This is a genomic window from Flavobacterium nitrogenifigens, from assembly GCF_003254565.1.
GTDB classification, from domain to species: Bacteria; Bacteroidota; Bacteroidia; order Flavobacteriales; family Flavobacteriaceae; genus Flavobacterium; species Flavobacterium nitrogenifigens.
Window position 1 is genome coordinate 261,146 of the sequence record NZ_QJRI01000182.1, and the last position, 24,154, is coordinate 285,299.

The following is a 24,154-nucleotide window of genomic DNA, read 5'->3' on the forward strand; positions in this document are numbered from 1 at the left end:
TGTAGGAGACTTAAATATGAAAAACCTTTCTTGGTTTAATAAAATAATGTTCTTTTTGAACATAGTGCTTACTGTGCTTACATTTAGCGTCTATGTTTTGCCTTTTTTAGCACCTAAAAGTTTTCCGCTTTTATCGGTGCTTACTTTGTTTATGCCTGCTTTTTTTGTGGCTAATATATTGTTCTTTATCTATTGGGGAATTCAGTTTAAAAAACGTCTTATTTTGTCTGGTTTGGTTCTGCTGACCGGAATTACGTTCATCAGTAAGTTTTATAAGTTTTCTGGAAAAGAATATGTGAAAGACGAAAAGGATTTCTCTGTAATGAGTTACAATGTGCGTCTTTTTAATGTTTTTAAATGGCTGGATCGTGATGATATTCCGTCAAATATAAAGGCTTTTATAGACGAAAAAGATCCTGATATTTTGTGCATTCAAGAATACTCAAATTCGGCACATTTGGATTTAAAAGTGTATCCGCACCGTTATATTTTTATTGATGGGAAGAAAATTAAAACTGGGCAGGCTATTTTTTCTAAGTTTCCTATTATTGATCAAGGAAATATCATTTTTCCTAAGTCAGACAATAATGTAGTTTATGCTGATATTAAGCGCGGAAAAGATATTATTCGTGTCTATAATATGCACTTGCAATCCATTAAGATATCTCCAGATGTAAGCGAGATTTCTGATGATATTGATAATGTGAATCAGAAAAAATCACAGCGTATTTATGCTAGAATCAGTAAGGGATTCACGCAACAGCAAGAACAGGCTGAAATTTTTAAAGAGCATATCAAAAAATGCAATTACCCAATTATTATTTGTGGAGACATGAATAACAGTCCGTTTTCTTATGTTTATAGAAGTATCAAAGGCAAGCTAAAAGATGCTTTTGAAGAAGCAGGAAAAGGTTTTGGTGCAACTTATAAGTTTAGATATTACCCTGCAAGAATCGACTACATTTTTACAGACAGTAAAATGAAAGTAAAGCAGTTTGAAAGCTTTTCTGACTTTGAAAATTCAGATCATTATCCTATTATGACAAGACTTTCGGTGGAATGATTTTTTTAGTCGAAAGTAGAAAGTAGAAAGTCAAAAGTCGAAAGTCAAAAGTGTAATTCACAATTTACAATTCACAATTCACAACTTATATGATTTTCTGCGTTTTTAAATAATCCATTGCAAATTTACCTTCATTAAAAAGCAAATCTAAAACACTTAAATTGTTGATAAAACCATGTTTGTCATCAAATACTTGAGTGTATTTTTCAAAAGAATTAGTGTCTTTTTTACCGTTTGCCAAATATCTGAAATCGGTAAGATCAGCAACTTCATGAAAGTATTCTGTAGTTTTTCCGAATTCCAGTTTCATTCGAAGGCATTTCGTCACAACGTCTAAAACTTCGAAGTTTAAATCCATCAAAAATTGGTGTTTTTTCTCGAAAATAGGAGTAATGTCATCTTCGAAATATTCAAAGAAAGGTGAGCTTCTGTATGCAGCTTCAAGCGATTTAAAATGCTGTTTCTGCCAATCAAATTCGTTTTCGATCAAAATGTCTTTGGTCTTTTGATGCGCTGCTTTAGAATGCTTAACAGGGATATTTAATAATTGAATTCCGTTTGGACTATAGATATAGGTTCTATTTCTATTGGTCTGTTTCTGAAAATTGTCTTCCATTTCAAAAGTAATACTGTCAGATTGTGCTATAACAGCAAAATGACTAATAGATGGGAAATATGTTGGAAGTATTATGGAATTCATAGTTTTAATTCTTGTTTAAACGTTTCAGGTTTCAAGCTTCAAGTTTTTGTGTGAACTTGAAACTTGAAACCTGAAACAAAAATAACTTATTTTTTATTATGCTTTATTCTCTCTTCTTTTTTTCCAGATAAAATCTCCAACGAAATAAATAGCTAGAAGTATTAAGAAGTATTTAAAGTAAGAGTGAGGCTGGCCTTCTCCATCTACAGTGGTAAATACTCTACTCCAGCGAACTTTGTTGATGCCTTTACCGTTAGTGTCCCAGCTCATCCAAATGAATACTGGTTTTCCTACGATATGATCTTCTGGAACATACCCCCAGTAACGACTATCTTCTGAGTTATGACGGTTGTCTCCCATCATCCAGTAGTAGTTCTGTTTGAAGGTGTATGTTGTTGCCGGTTTTCCGTTAATTATGAATTTTGAACCTTGCAATTCTAAGGTGTTTCCTTCATAATTGGTAATAATCTCTTTATAGAAAGGAAGAGACTCATTTGTTAAAGCAACTGTTTTTCCTGCCTCAGGAATATAAATTGGTCCCATATTGTCTTGGTTCCATTTGTTAATGTGAGGGAAAATGTCGTTGTTGTCTCCTGTGTCTACTTTTCTGATTACGGCAGTAACTCCTGGAGTGTGTTTGAATCTTTCTGCTCCAGCTTCTGTTAAGGCTCCTAAATAAAGGGTGTCTCTTTTTTCTGTTCTAAAGCCTGCAGGATCTGTAATGTCTAATTCTTTGAAAATAGTTTCAAAGTCAATTGGTGTTTTTCCGTCTAATGCTACAGCGTATGAATATTGTGGTTTAGCTCTTTCTGGTAAAACTAATTTTTTCCCGTTAATAAAAACATAACCATCTTTTATTGATAAACTGTCTCCAGGAATACCAACGCATCTTTTTACATAATTTGATTTTTTGTCAATTGGTTTAATTACACCAGGTCTTCCTTTTGGCTCAAAGAAATAGTGAACCGTATCGACAGGCCAGTTAAAGACGACAATATCACAACGGTTTATTTTCTGAAAAGCAGGTAGTCTTAAGTATGGCAATTGTGGCCAGCTTAAATACGATTTGCTCTTTGTCATAGGAATAGAGTCGTGAACCATTGGCAATGCAACAGTTGTCATCGGAACTCTAGGTCCATAGTTTAATTTGCTTACAAATAAGAAATCACCAATCAATAAAGATTTTTCTAATGACGATGTCGGAATAGTATAAGGCTGTACAACATAAGTATGTACTAATGTTGCTACGATGATGGCAAATAATAAAGAACTAACAGTATCTGCAGCTTTATTTTCTGGAGTTAGTTTACGGTCTTTATTGTATTCTAATTTGTGAGTATAATTGACCACATGGATATAAAAACCTAAAGTAAAAAGACCTAGAATAGTATCTAAAGTTGATTTTTTACCAAATGTTCTTAGTGTTTCTATCCATACAACAGGAAACATAATTAGGTTGATGATTGGAATAAAAAGCAATATTGTCCACCATGTTGGGCGTCCAATAATCTTCATTAAAACAATGGAATTGTATACGGGAATTGCAGCTTCCCAGCTTTTTCTTCCTGCTGCCTGATATAATTTCCATGTTCCAAGAAAGTGAATAATTTGAACACCTAGGAAAAATACGAACCAAGAGTAAAATGTCATAATATTGTATTTTAAGTTTTAAACTCAAGCTTTTGAAGATCTTGAGTTTTGGTCAATTTATTGTAAGTTTAGTACATCTTTCATAGAGAAAATTCCCTGTTTTCCTGCCAACCATTCTGCAGCAATAACAGCACCAAGAGCAAAACCTTCGCGGTTGTGAGCAGTATGTTTGATTTCGATGCTATCAATAGCAGAGTCGTAATTTACAGTGTGAGTGCCGGGTACTTCTCCGATTCTTTTTGCTTCAATATGAATTTCGTTTGCTTTTGCTTCTTCTAAAGTCCAGTTAGCGTAATTGCTGTTTTCAATAACGCCTTGAGCTAAAGAAATAGCGGTTCCACTTGGGGCATCAAGTTTATGGATATGGTGAATCTCTTCCATCGAAACTTTATAAGAATCGAATTGTTTCATGATTTTAGCTAAATACTCATTCAGTCCGAAGAAGATATTTACTCCTAAACTGAAATTAGAACTAGAAATAAATCCTCCTTTTTTCTCGTTGCAAAGCGCAATCATTTCGTCATAATGTTCTAACCATCCAGTTGTTCCAGAAACTACAGGAACATTAGCATTAAAAGAAGCAGAAATATTGCTAACCGCTGCTGATGGAACGCTGAAATCAATGGCAACATCGGCTGTCGAAAGTCCGTCGTAGGTGTTAAATTCATCTTTCTTTAAAACTATTTCATGACCTCTTTCTAAAGCAATTCTTTCGATTACTTTACCCATTTTTCCGTATCCTAAAAGCGCGATTTTCATTATGATTTGTTTTTGATTTTTAAATAGAATATGATCTATTAAAACTTATAATTAAAGGTTAGTCCGACATTTGGTTTAAATGTTACGTCGTCGGGATAAATTTCTGGACGCATTGAAAGCCTTTCGTTGACATTGAACTGTATTAGAGCGGCATCCACATTGGCATCGATAATATTTAAGACATAGAAACCAACCACAAATAAAGCAGATAAATCTCTGTTTCTTTGGTAGAATTTTTGTCCTTCAATAAGACGACTGTCATCCAAATATTGATATTTGTCATCGTTATAGCCTTCTAATCTTCGTTTGTAGGCGTCACGATAATCATGGTATTTTTTATTGTTGTCTATATAAAAATACAAACTGGTTCCGATTGCTCCGTAAACCAATGGAATTTTCCAGTATTTTTTGTTGTATGCTTGACCTAAACCTGGTAGTACAGCAGAATAGAAAGCTGCTTTTGCTGGTGTAAGCGGGTCTATTTCTTCTAATGCAGTAGTGTCTTTTACGACCAAAACCGTGTCTTTTTTTGCTTGGGCAAAAAGAGAGACGGTTCCTGTTAGAAAGAACAATAAACCAATGGGGACAATCTTATTCACTATCCGTTTATTAATTTTATAATTCTGTTAAAGTCAGCTTCAGAATTAAATGGAATTGTAATTTTTCCTTTTCCGTTACCAGCGACTTTTATATCAACTTTTGAGCCAAAATAATCGTTGAAAGTGTTCTTTTGTGTTTCTCTTACCACAAATGCAGATTCAGCTTTAGGCTTTCCATCAGCTTTAGGCTGTTGGCCTTCGTGGTAGTTTTTAACTAAGGCTTCTGTCTCACGAACAGATAAATTTTGGCTAACTATTTTTTGGTAAATATCAGTTTGAACGTCTAAATCTTCAATGTTGATAATTGCTCTACCGTGTCCCATGCTGATAAAACCATCACGAATACCGGTCTGAATAATCGGATCTAATTTTAAAAGACGTAAATAATTGGCAATTGTCGAACGTTTTTTACCTACTCTTTCACTCATTTGTTCTTGAGTTAATTGAATTTCGTCAATCAAACGCTGGTATGATAAAGCAATCTCAATTGGATCTAAGTCATGACGCTGGATGTTTTCAACCAAAGCCATAACCAATGATTCGTTGTCATTTGCAATACGGATGTAAGCGGGAACATGAGTAAGTCCTACTAATTTAGATGCACGAAGACGACGTTCTCCAGAGATTAACTGGTATTTGTTAAAATCTAATTTACGAACAGTAATAGGTTGAATTACACCAAGTTCTTTAATAGAAGTGGCTAATTCGCGTAATGATTCTTCATTAAAATTGCTTCTAGGCTGAAACGGATTTATTTCAATTGCACTTATTTCAAGTTCAATGATATTTCCAACAACTTTATCAGCATTTTTGTCTTCTACTGATTTAATGTCGTTTTCCGGATCTTTTAATAAGGCAGATAATCCTCTTCCTAAGGCTTGTTTTTTAATTACTTTTGTCATAAAAACTATTTACTGTTTTTCTTTATAATTTCTTGTGCTAAATGAATATAGTTTACGGCACCTTTGCTTGTAGCATCATAGTTGATGATACTTTCTCCAAAACTCGGAGCCTCACTTAATTTTACATTTCGCTGAATTACAGTGTCAAAAACCATGTCGTTAAAGTGTTTTTGAACTTCTTCTACAACCTGATTCGATAAACGTAATCTTGAATCGTACATGGTTAGCAATAAACCTTCAATGTCAAGATCTGGGTTGTGTATTTTTTGAATACTCTTAATAGTGTTCAATAATTTTCCTAACCCTTCAAGTGCAAAATATTCACACTGAATAGGAATAACTACAGAATCTGCTGCTGTTAAAGCATTCAGGGTTAACAGACCTAGAGAAGGTGCACAGTCGATAATGATATAATCATATTCTTCTTTTGCTTCTTCCAATGCTTTTTTAAGCATGTACTCACGGTTTTCTTTGTCAACCAATTCAATTTCGATAGCAACAAGGTCAATGTGAGCAGGGATCACGTCAACGTTTGGAGCTGTACATTTTAAAACGGCTTCTTTTGGTGTTACAGTATGCTCAAGTATTTGGTAAGTTCCGGTTTCAACTGTTTCAACGTCAATTCCTAGACCAGATGTAGCATTGGCCTGTGGATCAGCGTCGATCAACAATACTTTTTTTTCTAAAACACCTAATGAGGCAGCAAGATTTACTGATGTAGTAGTCTTTCCAACGCCTCCTTTTTGATTAGCAATAGCAATGATTTTGCCCATTTATTTTCTGAATTTTGAACCGTAAAAATACAATTATTTATGGTTTCTGAAAATCTATTTTGTTAACATTTGTGAAAGTGTGTCTAATCGGGGTTTTATGGGAGTTTGATGGAAAATAATTTTAGTTATGAATAAAATTATTAATAAGTTTTATGGATGATTTAGACGATATTCTAACTACAAAAAGACGGAAACCAAAATTTTGATTAGATAAATTGGATCTATTTTAAAATTTCAATAGTAACATATACTAAGCCGCTTTTTTTATTGGATGCAATTTCCATAAAAGCCCTTTTACTGAGGTCAATTTCTCTTCCTTTTGCAAAAGGACCACGATCTGTAATTTCTACAATAACAGATTTTTTGTTCGCTTCGTTTGTTACTCTTAGTTTCGTTCCAAAAGGGAACTTTTTATGTGCTGCAGTAAAATCATTGTTGTTGAATCTTTTGCCACTCGCTGTTTTTCTTCCATTAAACTTATCATGATAATAAGAAGCGTGAGCATTTGTCTTAAATAATACGCCTTCTTTCGCTACTGAACATGAATCGATAGTAGTGTTGTTCTTTTCTTGCGCGATTATGATATTAGAAAAAACAATGGCAGTAAACAATAGAATCTTTTTCATTTTATTTCTCTCTTGCTATTTGCGGGCAAAAAAAAGCTATTAAAGAAAAACAGATATATTCAATAAGGTTTATTTATGTCATAAAAAGACAAATTTTCTTGATTTTGTAGTGTTTTTGATAAGAAAATTGAGATCAAAAACGGACGTGAAGGTTGGAGATTATTGCTATTTTGGACTTTTAAAAAAATACAATTATTACAATCTATCAAACCACAAAATGAACATTATTATGAGTAAAAAAGTAATTTCATTATTTACGGCATTTGCATTTCTGCTGCTTTTATGCAGTTTTACTTTGTCACCTTCGAATAATGAAAAAATAGAAGGAAATAAAAAAATTGAGCGCAAAATTGTTTACAACAAAAAGAAGCATACGTTTACATTATCATGGTCAGCTTTTGGCTCTTCGGGGAATTATATAATCACTAGAGGAGGCAGTCGTTTAGCATCTGATTTTGTATCGGTAGGATCAACTTCTAAATTGACATTTATCGATAATAAACCAAATGTAGATAAATACGAGAATTATTATAAAGTAACCCGAGATGATATTACCATTATAATCTCACTCGAAAATCAGATTTTTGGTGATCATATGTATTTCTACGACAGGAAACATGAAAAAGCTGAAACAGCTCGAAATGATATCAATTCGCAATTTGGCAGTATTGGTTTAGGAGGAGCAAATGGCGAATGGACAACAAAACGTCAGGCTTATTATTTTAAACCAAATGTAAACAGACAAACTTATGATGTTGGTGGATCGGGTTCTGCATCGTCAGGAGAGGCAAATGCTATAGAATTAGGGTTTTACTCTCATATTGGAGGATTGGGAAAAGTGCCATCAGATGTTAAACTGGGAGCAATATTTACAAGGCCTCATCTTTCGGGCGGAGCAAATGCAACTTGTACATTTTGGCGTTCTGTAGAAAATGTTGAAGTAATGCGTGATTTCTCGTGGACTGTTTCTCAATCGACCAGTGCAAGAAGATTATTGATTGAAAGTACATCAAAATATATTTCGGATATTGGAGATACAAACTTTTGGGGTAGTGGCGGTTTTATTGCAGATGCTCATTATACATCATCAAGACCAAATTGGGGTGGACAGCAGCAGTGGTATACAAGAAATACTGTTTTTCCTTCGGGTTCGGGAGCTATGGGAGGTTCTTATAATATGGTTTGGCAGGGATGTGTAAATCCTCCACAAGAAAATGATTCTAATTCGCCAGTTCCGACGACGCCAATTATTAGAGAAAAACCTTTTCTTTTTATTGATAATGATGGAGAGTATAAAGTATTTGTTCCAGCATGGCAAAAGGATAGAGTAGGTGTTTCATGGTCCTCGGCTGATATGGGAAAAGGTGAAATTCAAGATTTGATTTCAAAGTGGTACGTTGCTAAAGAAGGAGATACTGATGTTGAGATAAATGCAGCTCTGAAAGCAGGTAAAAATATATTTTTTACTCCAGGACATTATGCATTGAATGCTCCGATTCAGGTGAACAGAAAAGATGCGATACTTTTGGGAGCAGGTATTGCTTCTGTAACGCTAGAGCCGACCGAGAAAAATATTTGGGGATGTATTTATGCTGATGATAAAGACGGAATTATCATTGCTGGACTTTTGATGGATTCATTAAATAGTACAACGTATCAGGTTAGAATTGGTAACGAAGGGGTAAATGCAGATCATTCAAAAGATCCTATTTTATTGAGTGATATTACTTGTCGAGTTGGAGGAGTTCAATCAAAAAATATTCAGATTCAGGCTTCTATGCAGATTAATAGCAATAATGTTGTGGGAGATCATTTCTGGTTGTGGCGTGCCGATCATGGTTCGCAGAAAGGTGGTGATGCACGCTGGAAAAGAGATAGATGTAAAAACGGACTTATTGTTGCGGGTAATGATGTTACGCTGTATGCATTGTTTGTAGAACATTATCAGGAATATGAAGTTTTATGGCTTGGTGAGCGCGGAAGAACATTTTTCTTTCAGAACGAACCGCCATACGATGCGCCAAATCAAGCGAGCTGGAGCAGCCAAGGTGGAAGAGTTGATGGTTATGCCGCATTTAAAGTGGCTAATACAGTAAAAGAGCATAACACAATAGGAATGGGATCTTATGCTGTTTTTACTGGAACTGACGGAAATGTGAATAAGAAAAATGGTTTTGAGGCGCCTAATAGTTCAAATGTAAAACTAGAAAAAATGTGTATCACACGTTTTGCAGGACCTGGAAATATTCAGAATGTTATTAATAGTATTGGTGGAAGTACGGCAACTGGTGTAAAACGCGTGACATCATATAATAATGGAGAAGGAACACAGCCTTTTGATGAAGAATTTATTTTACCTAATAAGGAATCGTATCCTGCTTATATAAGTATGGAAAAATAGTAAGAAAGATTTTTTTCGCCACGAATTCACGAATTATTTTTTTTAATCTTCGCGATTATTTATTCGAATTAATTCGAATAATATTAAGTAAAGTATTTAGAAAAATAATTCGTGAATTCGTGGCGAATACTATTTATTTCGTTTCTAGTGTGTTTAGGAAATAGCTGACAAAGGTGCAAAGTTTTTTATTTGAGTTTAAAGCAAAAAAAAGTCTTTCCAGATAAATGAAAAGACTTTTGTCGGGGTGGCAGTCCCGAAAGCTTTCGGGAGAACCTGCGGCCTTCCCGATTGGAATCGGGACGTGATAACCGTTCGCTAATATTTTTATTTTGAGTTTAAAGCAAAAAAAAAAGTCTTTCCAGATAAATGAAAAGACTTTTGTCGGGGTGGCAGGATTCGAACCTGCGGCCTCCTGCTCCCAAAGCAGGCGCGATAACCGGGCTACGCTACACCCCGAAAGCGGATGCAAATATAGTAATAAATTCTATTTTTAAAAGGAAAATCTCAAAATAAATAAAACTTATTTTTTAAGTGGTTTGAGATGAATGTTTTAAATGGGATTTTATTTGCTAAAATTTGCATCTTACGATATGAAATTACAGTTATTTAAGGTAATCTTTTAAATAGACTTCTTATTTTTTATACCTCGCATCAGCATCTGCGGTTAAGGTTTTTAAAAATGCCACCATATCATTGACTTCATTATCGGGTATATCTTTGTTGAGTTGTAGTTTGCCCATTATTTTTATTGATTCTTTCAGCGAAGTAACTGATCCATCATGAAAATAGGGTGCTGTTTTTTCTACATTTCGTAAACTCGGAACTTTAAATAGGAATTGATCGCCTTCTTTTTTAGAAATATCATAAAGACCTCTGTCTAATTTTTTACTACCATTCATTTTAGAATAATCTCCATAAACCCCAAATTTCTGGAACATTTGACCGCCAAGCGCTACGCCTCCATGACAAGTAATGCATCCATTATCAATAAATGAATTCAATCCTTTTTTTTGCTGATCATTGAGGGCAGATTCGTTTCCGTCTAAGTAATCATCAAACTTGCTTTTTGGTATTAATTTACGTTCAAAAGCTCCAATGGCATTGGCTAGATTATCAAAAGTAATAGGTTCTTTATCTTTAGGGTAGGCTTTTTTAAAAAGTGCTTGATATTCAGGAATTGATCTTAGCTTTTTTTCTAAAAAGGCTTCGTTCGGAATGGAATGTTCTACGGGATTTAGCAAAGGCCCCTTAGCTTGTTCTTCTACATTTTTAGCTCGACCATCCCAGAACTGCATAGCATGAAGAGAAGAGTAAATAACTGTAGGAGAATTGCGAACTCCAAGTTCTTTGGTATCTCCCTCTGAAACAGATTTGTTATCAACGCCAAAAGTCGAAAGATTATGGCAGGAATTACAGCTTATTGTTCCATTTTTAGACAATGTTTTGTCATAAAAAAGCTTTTTTCCTAAATCAATTTTTTCTTGGGGAATGTTTTCTTCAGGAACTGTGGAAACAGATTTAAAAAAATTGGACGCTTTTGTTAATAGTTCAGATTTCTCACCAATAGGATTTTTTGAGAAATCTTGCTCTGTAGATTCTTTTTTACAGGATATCATTATCACTAAAGCAGCAGCAATTGAGAGTGTTTTTTTCATTGGTAATAGATTTTTATAATTACACAATGTAAGAAAAGTGTTATTTTTTTAAACTGATTATTATCATGTAATCAGATTTATTTTGAATTTAAAATAAATCCAATTATTATTGGAGGGCGAAAAAAAAATGAGGTCATATCAAAGTAGGTTTTGTTCACTATTCTTTATTTGAGAATAACAAAAACTGATTAACCGAGTTCTTTTTTCCAACAATAAAAACTTACTTTTGCACCATCAAATTATTAATTGAACTATACTATGTCAAATACAATCGAAAAAATTAAATGCCTTATTATAGGTTCTGGCCCTGCAGGTTATACTGCGGCAATTTATGCGGCTAGAGCTAACATGAATCCAGTGTTATATCAAGGAATGCAGCCAGGTGGTCAATTGACTACAACAAATGAGGTTGAAAATTTTCCAGGTTATGTAGATGGAGTTACAGGACCAGAAATGATGATTCAGTTACAGGAACAAGCAAAACGTTTTGGTGCAGATATTCGTGATGGATGGGCTACAAAAGTTGATTTTTCTGGAGATATTCATAAAGTTTGGATTAATGATACAATCGAATTGCACTGTGAAACTGTAATTATTTCTACAGGTGCTTCAGCTAAATATTTAGGATTACCATCAGAACAGCACTATTTAAATATGGGTGGTGGAGTTTCTGCATGTGCGGTTTGCGACGGATTCTTCTACAGAAATCAAGATGTTGTGATTGTTGGTGCAGGAGATTCTGCTTGTGAAGAAGCGCATTACTTATCGAAACTTTGTAAAAAAGTTACAATGTTGGTTAGAAGCGATAAATTTAGAGCTTCTAAAATTATGGAAGAGCGTGTTCGTAAAACTGAAAATATCGAGATTTTAATGCATCACGATACTGTTGAAGTTTTAGGAGACAATAATGTAGTACATGCCGTTAAAGCTTTAAACAAAACAACTGGCGAAACAATCGAAATTCCTGCAACTGGTTTCTTCGTGGCAATTGGACACAAACCAAACACAGATATTTTTAAAGATTACATTACTCTTGACGAAACAGGATATATTATAAATACTCCTGGTACATCTAAAACAAATGTTGACGGTGTATTTGTTGCAGGAGATGCTGCAGATCATGTATACCGTCAGGCAATTACGGCTGCAGGTACAGGATGTATGGCAGCATTGGATGCTGAAAGATATTTGGCTTCAAAGGAATAAGTTAAAAGGTTGGGGTTTCAAGTTTTAGAAACGCTGAAATTTTTGTGAGTTGTCTTCAAAAAGGTTGACTCGATTTGTAATATAAAATTAATTAAACCGGAATAGAATTATTTTTGTTCCGGTTTAATTTTTTTAAGATGTTATTTATTCTGTAGGAATGTCTGGTTGATAGATTTTTTAATTAGATTCACAGGTATACGTTCCTTAGGAACGTTTGATTATGTTTACGGCATTCATTCCGTAAAAAAGGTATCCCTACAGGACACTATGTAAAGACATAATTATTTTTTCTACCGACCAGATATTCCTAACGGAAAAGAAAAATCCCAGTCTAAAAAATTTTTTAGACTGGGATTTTTCTTTTCCGTTATATTGATTTTAAACTTTAAAAAGTTTACAATGTCGTTGCTTTTGTTGCACCTGGCTTTTTTATCAGTTTTGCTTCTTCGCTAAAACGTGTAAGCTCTATTTTTGGATCACCATACAATGAAATTTCTGACTTATCTCCAGCGGCAATTGCGATAGTCGTATCTGCTAATATTGTAGCAACGGCAGAACCTTCAGCGGTAACATTTGCATCTTTCAAAGTAAATTTTGTTCCTGTAAACACAGAGCTATTGTCTAATCTAATAGTTGCTTTTTCGGCAATTCCTTCAATTGCTGCGGTTGCTTTTTGATACAAATCGCATTTGAATTTTATAGCAGAAACCAATGTTTTAACTCCAGCATATTTACTCAATTGCAAACTTCCTTCCTCTGCTTTTAAGTTTAATTCTGTTCTTGATTTATCATCTGCAATTAGAGTGAATTTTTTTGAATTTACATTCAAATACAATTTAGAAAAGTCCATACAATTCATTGTAATGTCGTCTAATTGTAGCTCTTGAATAGCATACACTATCGCTTCATTTTTGGTTATTACTTTATTCAATGATTTAGTATACGTAACCTTAACAGATAGTTTCTTAAAAATACTAGATTCTTTATTAGTATATAATCGAAGTGTTTTTTCTCTTAAATCCATTCCTACAATATCGTGCAGGTTATCATCGGCTTCAATTTTAATTTCGTTTTTCTCTCCTTGTTCCAGATAAACTTCTAGATTATCATCGACTTCAAGAGCATCAAAACTTCCAACTTCTTTTATTGAGGTAGTTACAATTTTAGAACCTTTAATTTTTTCTCTTTTTTGAGCGAAAGTCAGAGTCGTAACAAATAATAATAAGAGTAGGGCGGTACTTTTTTTCATTAATTCTAGATTTGATTTTGACAAATATAAAAAAATCATCCACTTTTGATGAATGATTTCGTTTATATTTAACAGTTGCTTTTTTAGCTTTTGCTTACGCTTCCTCCAGAACTTGAAGATTTTTCAACCGTTTTTGGATTCCCGCTGTAATTAATATTTCCTCCGCTAGAAGCGTCTGCTTTTAAGCTTAAGACCGGTTGTACAGAAACTGTTCCTCCGCTAGAGGCATCTGCATGAACATCATTTGCTATTAATTTTTCAGCATCAATACTTCCTCCACTTGAAACCGAAGTCGTTAGGCTTAAAGCTTTTCCTTCAATATCGATAGAACTTCCGCTTCCAGCATCTATTGCAATTCTGTCAGATTCGATTTTAACATCCATCGATGCTGCGCTCGAAGCTTCCAAAGTAACATCTTCACCTTGAACAAGTCCATCAGTTTCAACAGTTGAAGCACTAGAAGCTTCAATTTTATGGACAACAGGCATTTTTACTGTTACCTTTTTTGATGTAATGTTACGGAAAGAGCTGTATTTACATTCAATAATAAGAGTTCCGTTTTCTACTTTAGTAACAATTTCTTTTTGAAGATTGTCATCAGCCTCAACTGTAATTTCTGTAGCATCAGACTGTACAACCACCACATCTATGGCGTTGCTTACAGAGATATTTTTAAACTCTCCTTGAACAGTTCTTTTTTCTGTTGTAACATTCCCGCTTCCTTCAATTGCATTCATGTTAAAATTACATGAAGCAAACAATAAAGCTGTAACAGTTGCAATTATAAATTTCGTAATATGAATGATTATTTTTATCATGGTTTAGTTAGTTTTGATTACAACTCCGTTTTTATCAATAGTTAATTTTCCTTTTTTTCCGTTTAAAACTTCTTTTCCATTAATTTTAACCGAAACTTCTTTTATAGTATCATTTGAGCTACCAGTATTATTTTCGTAGTCATTCTCATAGTCATTTTCATAGTCATTTTCATTCTCGTTGTTATTGTCTTCATCAGCTGGACAGTTTAAACATTTTACTTTAGATCCTACAACTTTGTAATTGTAATCTCCGTTGTAATTCAGTTCCAAGAAATTGTCGTCTGAGTTATAGTAATCTCTTACAGAAGAATCTGGTTTAACCAATTGCCCTTCTGGTAAGTAAAGGTAAATGTCAACTTCTTGTCCTCTGAATTTATTTTTTACATCTGTCAGAAAATAGTTATCCAAAAGTAATTGATTTCCGCTAATTTGAAACTTATAATTAATTTTTTCTGCTCTTTTTTTAGCGTTTGTAAAAGAGTTTCCTCTTGCGCTTTTTTCGATCTGAATGAACGGAGCCGATTCGTCTGTGTGTAATACATGTAAACGTACATCATTAGAATAAATCAATTCGTTGTTTGCAGAATCTTGTACAAATTCGAACTCTCTATAATGGTTCAAGCTTTTTGTATAATAATCATTGTACTTGAACTTGATGTATAAAGTATCGACAGGTTTGATTGCTAGAACTTTTTTCTCTACAACTTTATTATCATATGAAATTTCAGTTGCCTGTTTGATTCCAATACTTGTAAGAATTGCGATAGAAATAATCCAAAGAGCCAAAAGCGTATATTTTGTAATGTTTCCAATTGATTTTAAGTTTGGAGATAACAGTTTAAATCCTAAAAGAGTTAAGAAGAAAAACGGAATTCCAACAGCAAAGAACATTAATAAACCAAATGACCAGATAGGATAATCAGTAAAGTTTCCGGCTTCTATAAAGTTTTGCCATGGAAAATCAATAAAGATATTTGTTCCCAAAGTAAAAACTCCAATTAATAATCCGATTAAAACACTAATCCCTGATATAATTAGAATTACTCCTAAAAATTTAGCAAAGATTTTAAAAACCGTCATGACAAAGTCTCCAAATGAACTACTTATTCTCCCAGCTCCCGACTTTACCTGGTTTCCCATTTTGTCATAATCTGCATTTTTGAATTTCTCAGAAAGTGAATCAATTTCTTCGCGAACTTTTTTTTCGATGTTCGAAATAGTTACTGGTTCTCCTGTCATTTCCAATTTTTCAGAAGTTGTAACTGCTTCAGGAGTTACAATCCAAAGAACGAAGTAAGCTAAAATTCCAGTTCCAAAACCTGCGAAAACAAAGATTAAGAATATGATTTTAATCCAAACAGCGTCAATTCCAAAGTAGTGCCCCAAACCTGTTGCCACACCTCCAATCATACCATTTTCTTTGTCACGGTATAATTTTTTGTGTTTTCTTGCATTATAGTTATTGAAAGATTGATTTGCGTTTTCTTCGTCCTCAATTCTATAATCTTCTGGTTGACCCATTACCGCAATCACCTCGTCAACATCTTTCAGTCCAACAACATGTTTTTCGCTTTTTTGTTTTTCTGTCAACAATTCAGAAACACGCATTTCGATGTCTTTAATGATTTCATCCTGACCAGATGAGTTGTTAAGTGATCGTTTTATAGCGTCAAAGTAGCGTGTCAATTTTAAGTATGCATCTTCATCGATGTGAAAAAACATCCCGCCTAAGTTAATATTTACTGTTTTGTTCATGACTTATTGATTTTGATTGGTGATTAGATTTACGGCGTCGGATAATTCTGTCCAAGTGCCGCTAAGTTCGTTTAAAAATGTTTGTCCTATTTCGGTTAATCCATAATATTTTCGTGGTGGCCCAGAGGTCGATTCTTCCCAGCGATAATTTAGTAAACCGTCATTTTTCAATCTAGTTAACAACGGGTAAACGGTTCCTTCTACAACTAGTAATTTTGCGTTTTTTAAAGTGTCTAATATTTCAGATGTATATGCGTCTTTTTCTTTTAATACAGATAGGATGCAAAACTCAAGAACACCTTTGCGCATCTGTGCTTTTGTGTTTTCAATGTTCATAATTTCATTTTGTTTTTTTTTGATTGAACAATTCGTTTTTTGATTGATGATGATTTGATTGATGATTGATTTCGAAACTTATATGATTTGATTGATGTTTCGACTATAACTTTTAATTTTTTAGTGTCACTTTATAAAAGGAATCGTAATTGGATATTTGTATAATTCTCCATTTGAGGCTTTTATCGAAGCGTAGATTACCAAAAAGAATTCAACAAATTTTAATAATCCGAAAAGTATAACAGCTGTTATGCCTACACTTAAAGTTCCAATGTGCCCTTCGAAGTTGAAATTTCTAATTACAAGATTCTCATTGTACATAAATGCTTCGATTGGAATATTTTGTAAAACTACTGTTATAAAAATTGGTATCGCAATAAGCGCTAAAATCAAAGAATAAAGCAAAATGCTTAATTGAAAGTTCAAAGCCTGTTTTCCGTGATGATCTGCAAATTCAGATTTGTCTTTATAGTTGGTCCAAATGATTACCGGAAAAATATAGTTTCCAAACGGAATTATATATTGGCTTAATGTACTCAAATGAGTAAATGCTGCCGTATTCTTTTCTGATGTTTTTTCCATGATGAGTGGTGTTGTTGTTTCCATGATTAAAAGTATATAGTAATTTCTTATGCAAATATATGTCTAAAAGACAGTATCTTGTTTTGCATAGTACTAATTATTAACAAAAATTTAACAAATATTCAAGTAGGAAATTCTGTTTAAATTGCTGAAAATCATTCGGAAGTGCCGTATTTATTGAGATTATTTTGATAGTTTAATAATTTATTGTGCGTGCATAGTTTTTTTGTATTTTTACATAAAAAATATATTCTATGGCACTTTCGGTATCAAAACTTAATAAATTCGTCTTATTCAAATTGCCTTCGGCATACTTTTGCGGAGTACGTGTAAAAGATATAAACGATAGCAGTTGTACAGTCACAGTAAAACACAGATGGATCAATCAGAATCCGTTTAACTCGATGTATTTTGCAGTTCAGGCAATGGCGGCTGAGTTGACAACTGGAGCTTTGGTGATTTCTCAAATTCAGCAAAGCGGTAAAAAGATTTCTATGTTAGTAGCCAACAACAAAGGTAACTTCACAAAAAAAGCTACGGGACGAATTACATTTGTCTGCAAAGACGGACATTTAATTGCTGATGCCATCAAAAAAACAATAGAAACTGGAGAAGGACAGACGTTTTGGATGAAATCTATTGGAACAAACGAAGAAGGTGTTCAAGTTTCAGAAATGGATTTTGAGTGGAGTATTCGAGTGAAATAGTTTTGAATCTTTTTGCCGCGAATTTCCCAAATTTTCACTAATTTTTAAGTTGGAAAACTAAATGAGTTATTTAATTTACACAAATTAATTCGCGTTAATTCGCGGAATTAGTGGCAAAGAAATAAATATAAAAAAGGCCTCAAATATTTTTTGAGGCCTTTATCTTGAAATTAGCATTTCAATTATTTTTTAACACAGCAAGATTTTGTGTCTTTTTTGTCTGTTGTTTTTTTACAGCACGATTCTTTTTTGGTTTTGTCTTTTGTTGTTGGTTTTGTGTCCTGAGCCATTACGCCAATAGAAAAGAAAGCAACTGTTACTACGGTGATTACTTTTGTCATTTTGTTTAAATGTTTTTTGTGTTAGAGATTATAATTGGTGAATCAAATATAATTCGAATTCTTATAGCTTATTCTTACAAATTGTTAATGTTTTTGTAAAATCTGTTAATGAGTTGTAAAGTCTCCACTATGGTATTTAATAGTTAAGATTAACCCCAAATCCAATTCCCATATCACTATCATAATGCGTTGTGATTCCGAAGTTACGGCCAACGATATATTTCAATCCTGCCATATATTCTTTGTCAGTATTCCACATTAAATTCATTCTAAGTCTTTGCGAAAGCGGAATATCTTTTCGTTCAAATTGTACTCTTACATTTCCGTCAGTATAAACCTCAACTTGTGCTTTTATGAGCATTGGTAAAGTATATTCGACACCGGCACTAAAAACCGAACGATTGTCTTTGGTGTTTTTTTGACCAAAAAGATTCTGTTCCTGTTCGTCCATTCCCATTTTTCGGTATCGCCAGTCAAAACCAATAAAAGGCATTAGCAACTGATTTTTTCCAAAATAACGGCCAATATGAGTTTCGGTTTCATAACCATGTTTATCGTTATAACCCAATCTCCATTCGGTTCCAATGCTCCAACGCGTATTGCTAAACATCGCTTCACCATCATTTCCATTTGTGGCAAAATCATTTTCTGCCATAAAATGAAACATTCTGTCATCCATTTTCAACATTTTGAAAGCCATTTCCGGATGATGTATTAACGGATTTGGAGCTGAATTTTCGTAAGTAAAAATCCTTCCCATTCCGGCCATCATGTGGTATAAAATATGACAATGAAAAAACCAGTCGCCATCTGCGTTGGCTTGGAATTCGATCGTATCGGTTTCCATTGGCATAATATCAATCACATTTTTTAGTGGAGAATAATCTCCATGTTCGTTCAGAATTCTAAAATCATGTCCGTGCAAATGCATTGGGTGACGCATCATCGAACCGTTGTATAAAACAATACGAACATTTTCTCCTTTTTTAATTAAGATTTTATCGGTTTCAGAAACCACTTTATTATCCAAACTCCAAACATAACGATTCATATTTCCAGAAAGCGTAAAACGTAATTCTTTTACAGGTGCATCTTTTGGAAGATTAGTTTTAAAAGGAGATTTCAGCATTCCGTAATTCAAAGTTACAATTTCAGGAGTTTCAGTGCTATCGCTTTCCATTTTCATGTCTTCCATATTATGATTCGAATGATCCATTTTAGGTTTTGCATTCTCATCTTCACCAGAAATTTCAGGATACATTACGGCATTCATGTCCATTTTGTTCAAAGTCATATTCATGCCCATGTCGTTCATTTCGCCGTTCATTTTCATCATATCATTCATCATTTTCATCCCTTCAAAATATTTTAATTTCGAAAGATGATGAACAGGCTGTTTTTCTCCACTTCCTAAAAATAGAGATGCAGATCCCGTTCTGTCTTCGGCTGTAGCCAAAAAAGCAAAAGATTTATGGTCTTCGGGAACGGTAACGACAACGTCATAAGTTTCAGAAACGGCAATAATCAAGCGATCGACTTCTACAGGATCAACATCATTTCCGTCGCTGGCTACAACTGTAATTTTTCCTCCACCGTAAGTTAGCCAGAAATAGCTGGAAGCACCACCATTGGCAATTCGCAATCGAACTTTTGAGCCTGGCTTAAGATCTGAAAACTGCTGTTCGTTTTTTCCGTTGATTAAAAACTTTTCATAGTAAACATCGCTCACATCCATTGCATTCATTCGTTTCCATTCGTTGGTCACTTTGGTCGAAAAATGTCCTTGTTTTATGGCTTCTGCATAACTTTGTGTTGTTCCTTTTTTGATAGCAAACCAATCGTTGGCATTGTGAAGCATTCGCTGAATATTCTCGGGTTTCAAGTCTGACCATTCGCTTAAAATAACTGGAATCGTCGGCAAATCGTCAATACCTTTTCTAATTGTGGGATCGTCTTTTTTCTTATTTATGATAAAAAGTCCATATAAACCAATTTGTTCCTGCAAGCCAGAATGACTATGATACCAATACGTTCCGTTTTGAATAATTGGAAAAGTATATTTATGAGTTGTTCCAGGTTCAATTGGCATTTGCGTAAGATATGGAACTCCGTCTTCTTTATTGGGCAGAAATAATCCGTGCCAGTGCATCGAAGTGCTTTCTTTTTTTAATTCGTTATGCACATAAATTTCTGCAATATCACCTTCGGTAAAAGTCAAAGTTGGCATCGGAATTTGTCCATTAACGGAAATCGCCCGTTTTTCTTTACCTGAAAAATTGACAATCGTATCGCGAACATGTAAATCGTAACGCACAACTTTCTGAGCCTTTAGCTGAAAAGCAATTAAAAAAAGGATCAGTATATATTTAATCTTAATCATTAGTTTATAATTTTAAATCAATTGAGAACAATTTAATTTTGTTAAGCTCCGGCGGAGCTAAATATTTATAGAAATTCAATTCCGTTAATATAAAAGAGCTCCAGCGGAGCGAAATATACGGTCAATGAAAAAAAGTTGTCACTCCGCTGGAGCTTTTACGATCGAGACTAATACTATGTCTATAAATATTTCGCTTCTCCGAAGCGTATTTTTTGCCTAATTTTTTTCGCACAGCTTCATTTAAATTAGTGAAACGCCTTTAACCACATTCCGTATAGTTATTGGGAATGTTTCTATGTGTTAAAATAATTAAGCTCCAACTTACAATTTTAAATTTCTCAATCGCAACGCATTTACGATTACAGATACAGAACTTAAACTCATTGCTACAGCAGCCAACATCGGCGAAAGCAATATTCCTAAAAACGGATATAAAATTCCTGCTGCAATTGGCACGCCTAAAGTGTTATATATAAAAGCAAAGAATAAATTCTGTTTAATATTTGACATTACAGCATGGCTGAGGTTTTTGGCTTTTACGATTCCATTTAAATCGCCTTTTACCAAAGTGATTTTAGCACTTTCAATCGCGACGTCAGTTCCTGTTCCCATTGCAATTCCAATGTTGGATTGAGCCAAAGCAGGCGCATCATTGATTCCGTCTCCAGCCATGGCAACGATTTTTCCTTGTGCTTGAAGACGTTGAATTTCTTTTAATTTATCTTCTGGAAGACAATCTGCTTTGAAAGAACTCAAATGCAAATGTTCGGCAACAGCTTTTGCCGTATTATGATTGTCACCAGTCATCATGATAACCTCAACCCCTTGAGCGATTAATTCTTTAATGGCTTTCGCGCTGTTTTCTTTGATGGCATCGGTAATGGCTACGAAACCTAAAACGCTTTTTTCAATGGCGATGTACGAAATAGTTTTTCCTAAATTCTGTTCAGAAATTATTTTTTGTTCTAAATCATTAGAAACAGAAGCGCCAATTTCATCCATTAATTTTTTATTTCCTAAAGCGACACTTATGTTTTCTATAGTTCCTAAAACACCTTTACCTGCAATAGTTTCGAAACCTTGAACTTCTCTAAAAGTAGTATTTTTTGCTTTCGCGAAATTGACTACGGCTTGCGCCAAAGGATGTTCGCTATGCTGATTTAGAGAAGCAATGTTTTGAAGCAGAAAATCTTCGTCATTATTTATGGCATAGATTTTTTCTACAGATGGTTTTCCTTCGGTAATTGTTCCTGTTTTGTCGGTAATTAAAACATCAATTTTATTCATGTTTTCCAAGGCTTCAGCATTTTTGATCAGGATTCCGTTTTGAGCACCTTTTCCAACACCAACCATAACCGACATCGGAGTTGCGAGTCCAAGGGCGCAAGGGCAGGCGATAATTAAAACCGCAATTGCATTGATTAATCCGTAAACGTAAGCAGGTTCTGGACCAAATTTTGCCCAAACAAAAAAGGTTACAATCGAAATGATAACTACAGTTGGAACAAAATATTTAGAAACGCGATCGGCTAATTTCTGAATTGGAGCGCGAGATCTGCTGGCATCATTTACCATTTGGATAATCTGCGACAACATGGTTTCTGAACCAACTTTTTCAGCAATCATAACAAATGATTTTGTTCCGTTTATAGTTCCAGAAATCACGGCATCGCCTGTTTTTTTATCTACGGGAATTGGTTCCCCAGTAATCATCGATTCATCAATATTGCTTTCGCCAGAAGTTATTTTTCCGTCAACTGGAATTTTTTCTCCTGGTTTTACACGAAGTAAATCGCCTTTTTTGATATTGTGAATGGAGATTACTTTATCAATTCCATTTTCAACCAAAGTAGCTTCTGTTGGTGCTAATTTTAATAATTCTTTAATAGCACCATTCGTTTGTCCGTGCGCTTTAGCTTCTAATAGCTGTCCCAATAAGACTAAAGTGATAATAACCGTGGCAGCTTCAAAATACAAATGAATCGTTCCATGATGCGATTTGAATTCGGATGGAAAAATATCAGGAAAAAACATTCCGACAATACTAAATAGGAAAGCTACACTTGTTCCAATTCCTATTAAAGTAAACATGTTTAAATTCCAAGTCACGATTGATTTGTAAGCGCGAACGAAAAACATCCATCCTGCATAAAACAAAACGGGAATTGAAAATAAAAGCTGAACCCAATTCCATTTTTCAATAGACATTATATTGTAAAGCGGATTATTCGGAATCATTTCTGACATGGAAATAATGAAAATAGGAAGCGTAAATAAAATCGCAATTTTCATCTTCTTTAATAAATCAGTATAGGTTTTGTTTTCTTCGCTTTCGGAGGCTTGCATAGGAACTAAATCCATTCCGCAAATCGGGCAATCGCCTGGTTCGTTTGAAACGATTTCAGGATGCATCGGGCAAGTAAATTGTGTTGCTGTGATGGCAACTTGCGGAACTAAATCCATTCCGCAAACTGGACAATCTCCAGGTTTGTTGTATGTTTTGTCACCTTCGCAATGCATTGGACAATAATAAACGCCATTGGCACTGTGCTGATGCACTTTTTTTGTTTCTGTTTTGTGATGATTGTGATCGTGATGTTCTTTTTTGTGACTAGAACAGCAAGATTTAACGGCAGTTTCTCCATGATTTTTAGGAGAATCCATTTCAATAGTATATTTTCCAGCTGCAGATAAAACTTCCTGAAACTTTTCAGTAGGAACGTGTTTCTCCATCGTTATGGTTGCCGTTGGAGGATTTAAAGTTACTTCTGCCTGAACGCCTTCAACTTCATTTAAAGTTTTCTCTACTTTTTTGCGGCAGCCGTCACACGACATTCCTGAAATTATATATTGATGAGTCATTGTATTGGTTTTTAAGTATTACAATGCAAATTTCCGAACTATCTGGGAGTTAGGTTTGTAGAATTTTGGGAATGATTTGTAAGATTTACTATTTTTTTAACCGCAAAGCACGCAAGGATTTTTGATATGGTGGATTTATATAAAACGCGAAGTTCGCAAAGCTTTATCTTAAAAATAACTTTGCGAACCTTGCGTAAACCTTTGCGAACTTTGCGGTTAAATAAAAAACTACAAATTCTCGATCTGAATACGCATTTTATCTTTTGATTGTTTGAATGAAGTAGGGGTAAAGCCTGTGATTTTTTTAAATTGATTGCTTAAATGCGCTACATTGCTGTAGTTGAGAATATCGGCAATTTCACTTAAAGAAAGCTCATTATAAATCAATAACTCTTTTACTTTTTCAATTTTCTGACTGATGAAATACTTTTCGATCGTAGTGTTTTCAATTTCAGAAAATAAATTGCTCAGCGAATTGTAATCCTGATTTAAGTTTTCAGCTAAGTACTCAGACAAGTTGATTTTAAGATCATTGTTTTTATGATGAACCAGATCGACTATCAGGTTTTTTATTCTTTCAACCGTTTTTGTTTTTTTATCATCGATTAAATCAAAACCTAAAGCCTGCAGATTTTTTAGCAAAATTTCTTTTTGATCATCATTGATTTCTTCGGTCAATTCGACTTCTCCTAATTCTACAGAAGTAGTTTGAAGTCCGAGTTTTTCAAACTCAGACTTCACTACCATTTTGCATCGGCTGCACACCATATTTTTGATGTAGAGCTTCATA

Annotated in this window: 21 protein-coding genes and 1 tRNA gene; 4 read left to right on the forward strand and 18 right to left on the reverse strand. The window is 34.0% G+C overall.

Features of this window, described 5'->3' with window-relative positions:
- The first annotated feature begins 16 nt into the window (after positions 1–16).
- On the forward strand, positions 17–1,063 hold the full coding sequence (locus DM397_RS22850) for an endonuclease/exonuclease/phosphatase family protein (RefSeq protein ID WP_162615513.1): 1,047 nt from the start codon (positions 17–19) through the stop codon (positions 1,061–1,063).
- Between the two features lie 85 nt (positions 1,064–1,148).
- On the opposite strand, the gene DM397_RS22855 is transcribed toward DM397_RS22850, so the two are convergent.
- The 7 genes from DM397_RS22855 to DM397_RS22885 all read right to left on the reverse strand — a co-directional run bounded on the left by DM397_RS22855 (position 1,149) and on the right by DM397_RS22885 (position 7,072).
- A complete protein-coding gene (locus DM397_RS22855; protein ID WP_111380025.1) occupies positions 1,149–1,763 on the reverse strand; it encodes a WbqC family protein in 615 nt (204 codons plus the stop codon).
- 96 nt (positions 1,764–1,859) lie between these two features.
- Complete coding sequence (lepB, locus tag DM397_RS22860; protein ID WP_111380027.1) at positions 1,860–3,413, reverse strand: signal peptidase I; 1,554 nt, start codon at positions 3,411–3,413, stop codon at positions 1,860–1,862.
- Positions 3,414–3,470: 57 nt separating this feature from the next.
- Positions 3,471–4,172, reverse strand: a complete 702-nt coding sequence (gene dapB, locus DM397_RS22865) for a 4-hydroxy-tetrahydrodipicolinate reductase (protein ID WP_111380029.1) — start codon at positions 4,170–4,172, stop codon at positions 3,471–3,473.
- A 38-nt stretch (positions 4,173–4,210) separates the two neighbouring features.
- Positions 4,211–4,771: a DUF5683 domain-containing protein gene (locus DM397_RS22870; protein WP_111380030.1), complete on the reverse strand. Its 561-nt coding sequence runs from the start codon at positions 4,769–4,771 to the stop codon at positions 4,211–4,213.
- Complete coding sequence (locus DM397_RS22875) at positions 4,771–5,673, reverse strand: ParB/RepB/Spo0J family partition protein (protein ID WP_111380049.1); 903 nt, start codon at positions 5,671–5,673, stop codon at positions 4,771–4,773. Before DM397_RS22875 ends, DM397_RS22870 begins: the two co-directional genes overlap by 1 nt.
- A gap of 5 nt (positions 5,674–5,678) precedes the next feature.
- The gene (locus DM397_RS22880; RefSeq protein WP_008464569.1) at positions 5,679–6,446 is read right to left on the reverse strand and encodes a ParA family protein; all 768 of its coding nucleotides are present in this window, start codon (positions 6,444–6,446) and stop codon (positions 5,679–5,681) included.
- A gap of 221 nt (positions 6,447–6,667) precedes the next feature.
- Positions 6,668–7,072 carry a septal ring lytic transglycosylase RlpA family protein gene (locus tag DM397_RS22885; protein ID WP_111380051.1) on the reverse strand — a complete coding sequence of 135 codons (405 nt, stop codon included), beginning with the start codon at positions 7,070–7,072 and terminating at the stop codon, positions 6,668–6,670.
- 229 nt (positions 7,073–7,301) lie between these two features.
- Between DM397_RS22885 and DM397_RS22890 the strand changes: the two genes are divergently transcribed.
- On the forward strand, positions 7,302–9,473 hold the full coding sequence (locus DM397_RS22890) for a pectate lyase family protein (protein WP_111380298.1): 2,172 nt from the start codon (positions 7,302–7,304) through the stop codon (positions 9,471–9,473).
- A gap of 381 nt (positions 9,474–9,854) precedes the next feature.
- On the opposite strand, the gene DM397_RS22895 is transcribed toward DM397_RS22890, so the two are convergent.
- A tRNA-Pro gene (locus DM397_RS22895) sits at positions 9,855–9,929 on the reverse strand.
- Between the two features lie 176 nt (positions 9,930–10,105).
- Positions 10,106–11,128, reverse strand: coding sequence for a cytochrome-c peroxidase (locus tag DM397_RS22900; protein WP_111380053.1), 1,023 nt, complete (start codon positions 11,126–11,128; stop codon positions 10,106–10,108).
- Between the two features lie 258 nt (positions 11,129–11,386).
- Here DM397_RS22900 and trxB point away from each other — a divergent pair, with 258 nt between their 5' ends.
- Complete coding sequence (trxB, locus tag DM397_RS22905; RefSeq protein ID WP_111380055.1) at positions 11,387–12,334, forward strand: thioredoxin-disulfide reductase; 948 nt, start codon at positions 11,387–11,389, stop codon at positions 12,332–12,334.
- Positions 12,335–12,728: 394 nt separating this feature from the next.
- Here trxB and DM397_RS22910 read toward each other — a convergent pair whose 3' ends face one another.
- The 5 genes from DM397_RS22910 to DM397_RS22930 form a co-directional block, all read right to left on the reverse strand.
- Entirely contained in the window at positions 12,729–13,583 is an 855-nt protein-coding gene (locus tag DM397_RS22910; RefSeq protein ID WP_239457902.1) for a GIN domain-containing protein, read from the reverse strand.
- 83 nt (positions 13,584–13,666) lie between these two features.
- Positions 13,667–14,401 (reverse strand): head GIN domain-containing protein, encoded by a 735-nt coding sequence (locus DM397_RS22915; protein WP_111380058.1) that lies wholly within the window; start codon positions 14,399–14,401, stop codon positions 13,667–13,669.
- Positions 14,402–14,404: 3 nt separating this feature from the next.
- Complete coding sequence (locus DM397_RS22920) at positions 14,405–16,156, reverse strand: PspC domain-containing protein (RefSeq protein WP_111380059.1); 1,752 nt, start codon at positions 16,154–16,156, stop codon at positions 14,405–14,407.
- A gap of 3 nt (positions 16,157–16,159) precedes the next feature.
- Positions 16,160–16,492, reverse strand: a complete 333-nt coding sequence (locus DM397_RS22925; RefSeq protein WP_008464689.1) for a PadR family transcriptional regulator — start codon at positions 16,490–16,492, stop codon at positions 16,160–16,162.
- Between the two features lie 126 nt (positions 16,493–16,618).
- Positions 16,619–17,098 (reverse strand): DUF4870 domain-containing protein, encoded by a 480-nt coding sequence (locus tag DM397_RS22930; protein ID WP_239457903.1) that lies wholly within the window; start codon positions 17,096–17,098, stop codon positions 16,619–16,621.
- A gap of 230 nt (positions 17,099–17,328) precedes the next feature.
- Here DM397_RS22930 and DM397_RS22935 point away from each other — a divergent pair, with 230 nt between their 5' ends.
- The gene (locus DM397_RS22935) at positions 17,329–17,781 is read left to right on the forward strand and encodes a DUF4442 domain-containing protein (RefSeq protein WP_111285737.1); all 453 of its coding nucleotides are present in this window, start codon (positions 17,329–17,331) and stop codon (positions 17,779–17,781) included.
- Between the two features lie 182 nt (positions 17,782–17,963).
- Here the strand turns inward: DM397_RS22935 and DM397_RS23845 are convergent, their stop codons facing one another.
- From DM397_RS23845 to DM397_RS22950, 4 genes are all read right to left on the reverse strand, one after another.
- On the reverse strand, positions 17,964–18,122 hold the full coding sequence (locus DM397_RS23845) for a hypothetical protein (protein WP_162615514.1): 159 nt from the start codon (positions 18,120–18,122) through the stop codon (positions 17,964–17,966).
- Positions 18,123–18,258: 136 nt separating this feature from the next.
- Positions 18,259–20,502, reverse strand: coding sequence for a multicopper oxidase family protein (locus DM397_RS22940; RefSeq protein WP_239457904.1), 2,244 nt, complete (start codon positions 20,500–20,502; stop codon positions 18,259–18,261).
- Positions 20,503–20,823: 321 nt separating this feature from the next.
- Positions 20,824–23,364, reverse strand: a complete 2,541-nt coding sequence (locus DM397_RS22945; RefSeq protein ID WP_111380061.1) for a heavy metal translocating P-type ATPase — start codon at positions 23,362–23,364, stop codon at positions 20,824–20,826.
- A gap of 228 nt (positions 23,365–23,592) precedes the next feature.
- Complete coding sequence (locus DM397_RS22950) at positions 23,593–24,153, reverse strand: AraC family transcriptional regulator (protein WP_111380062.1); 561 nt, start codon at positions 24,151–24,153, stop codon at positions 23,593–23,595.
- Position 24,154 lies beyond the last annotated feature (1 nt).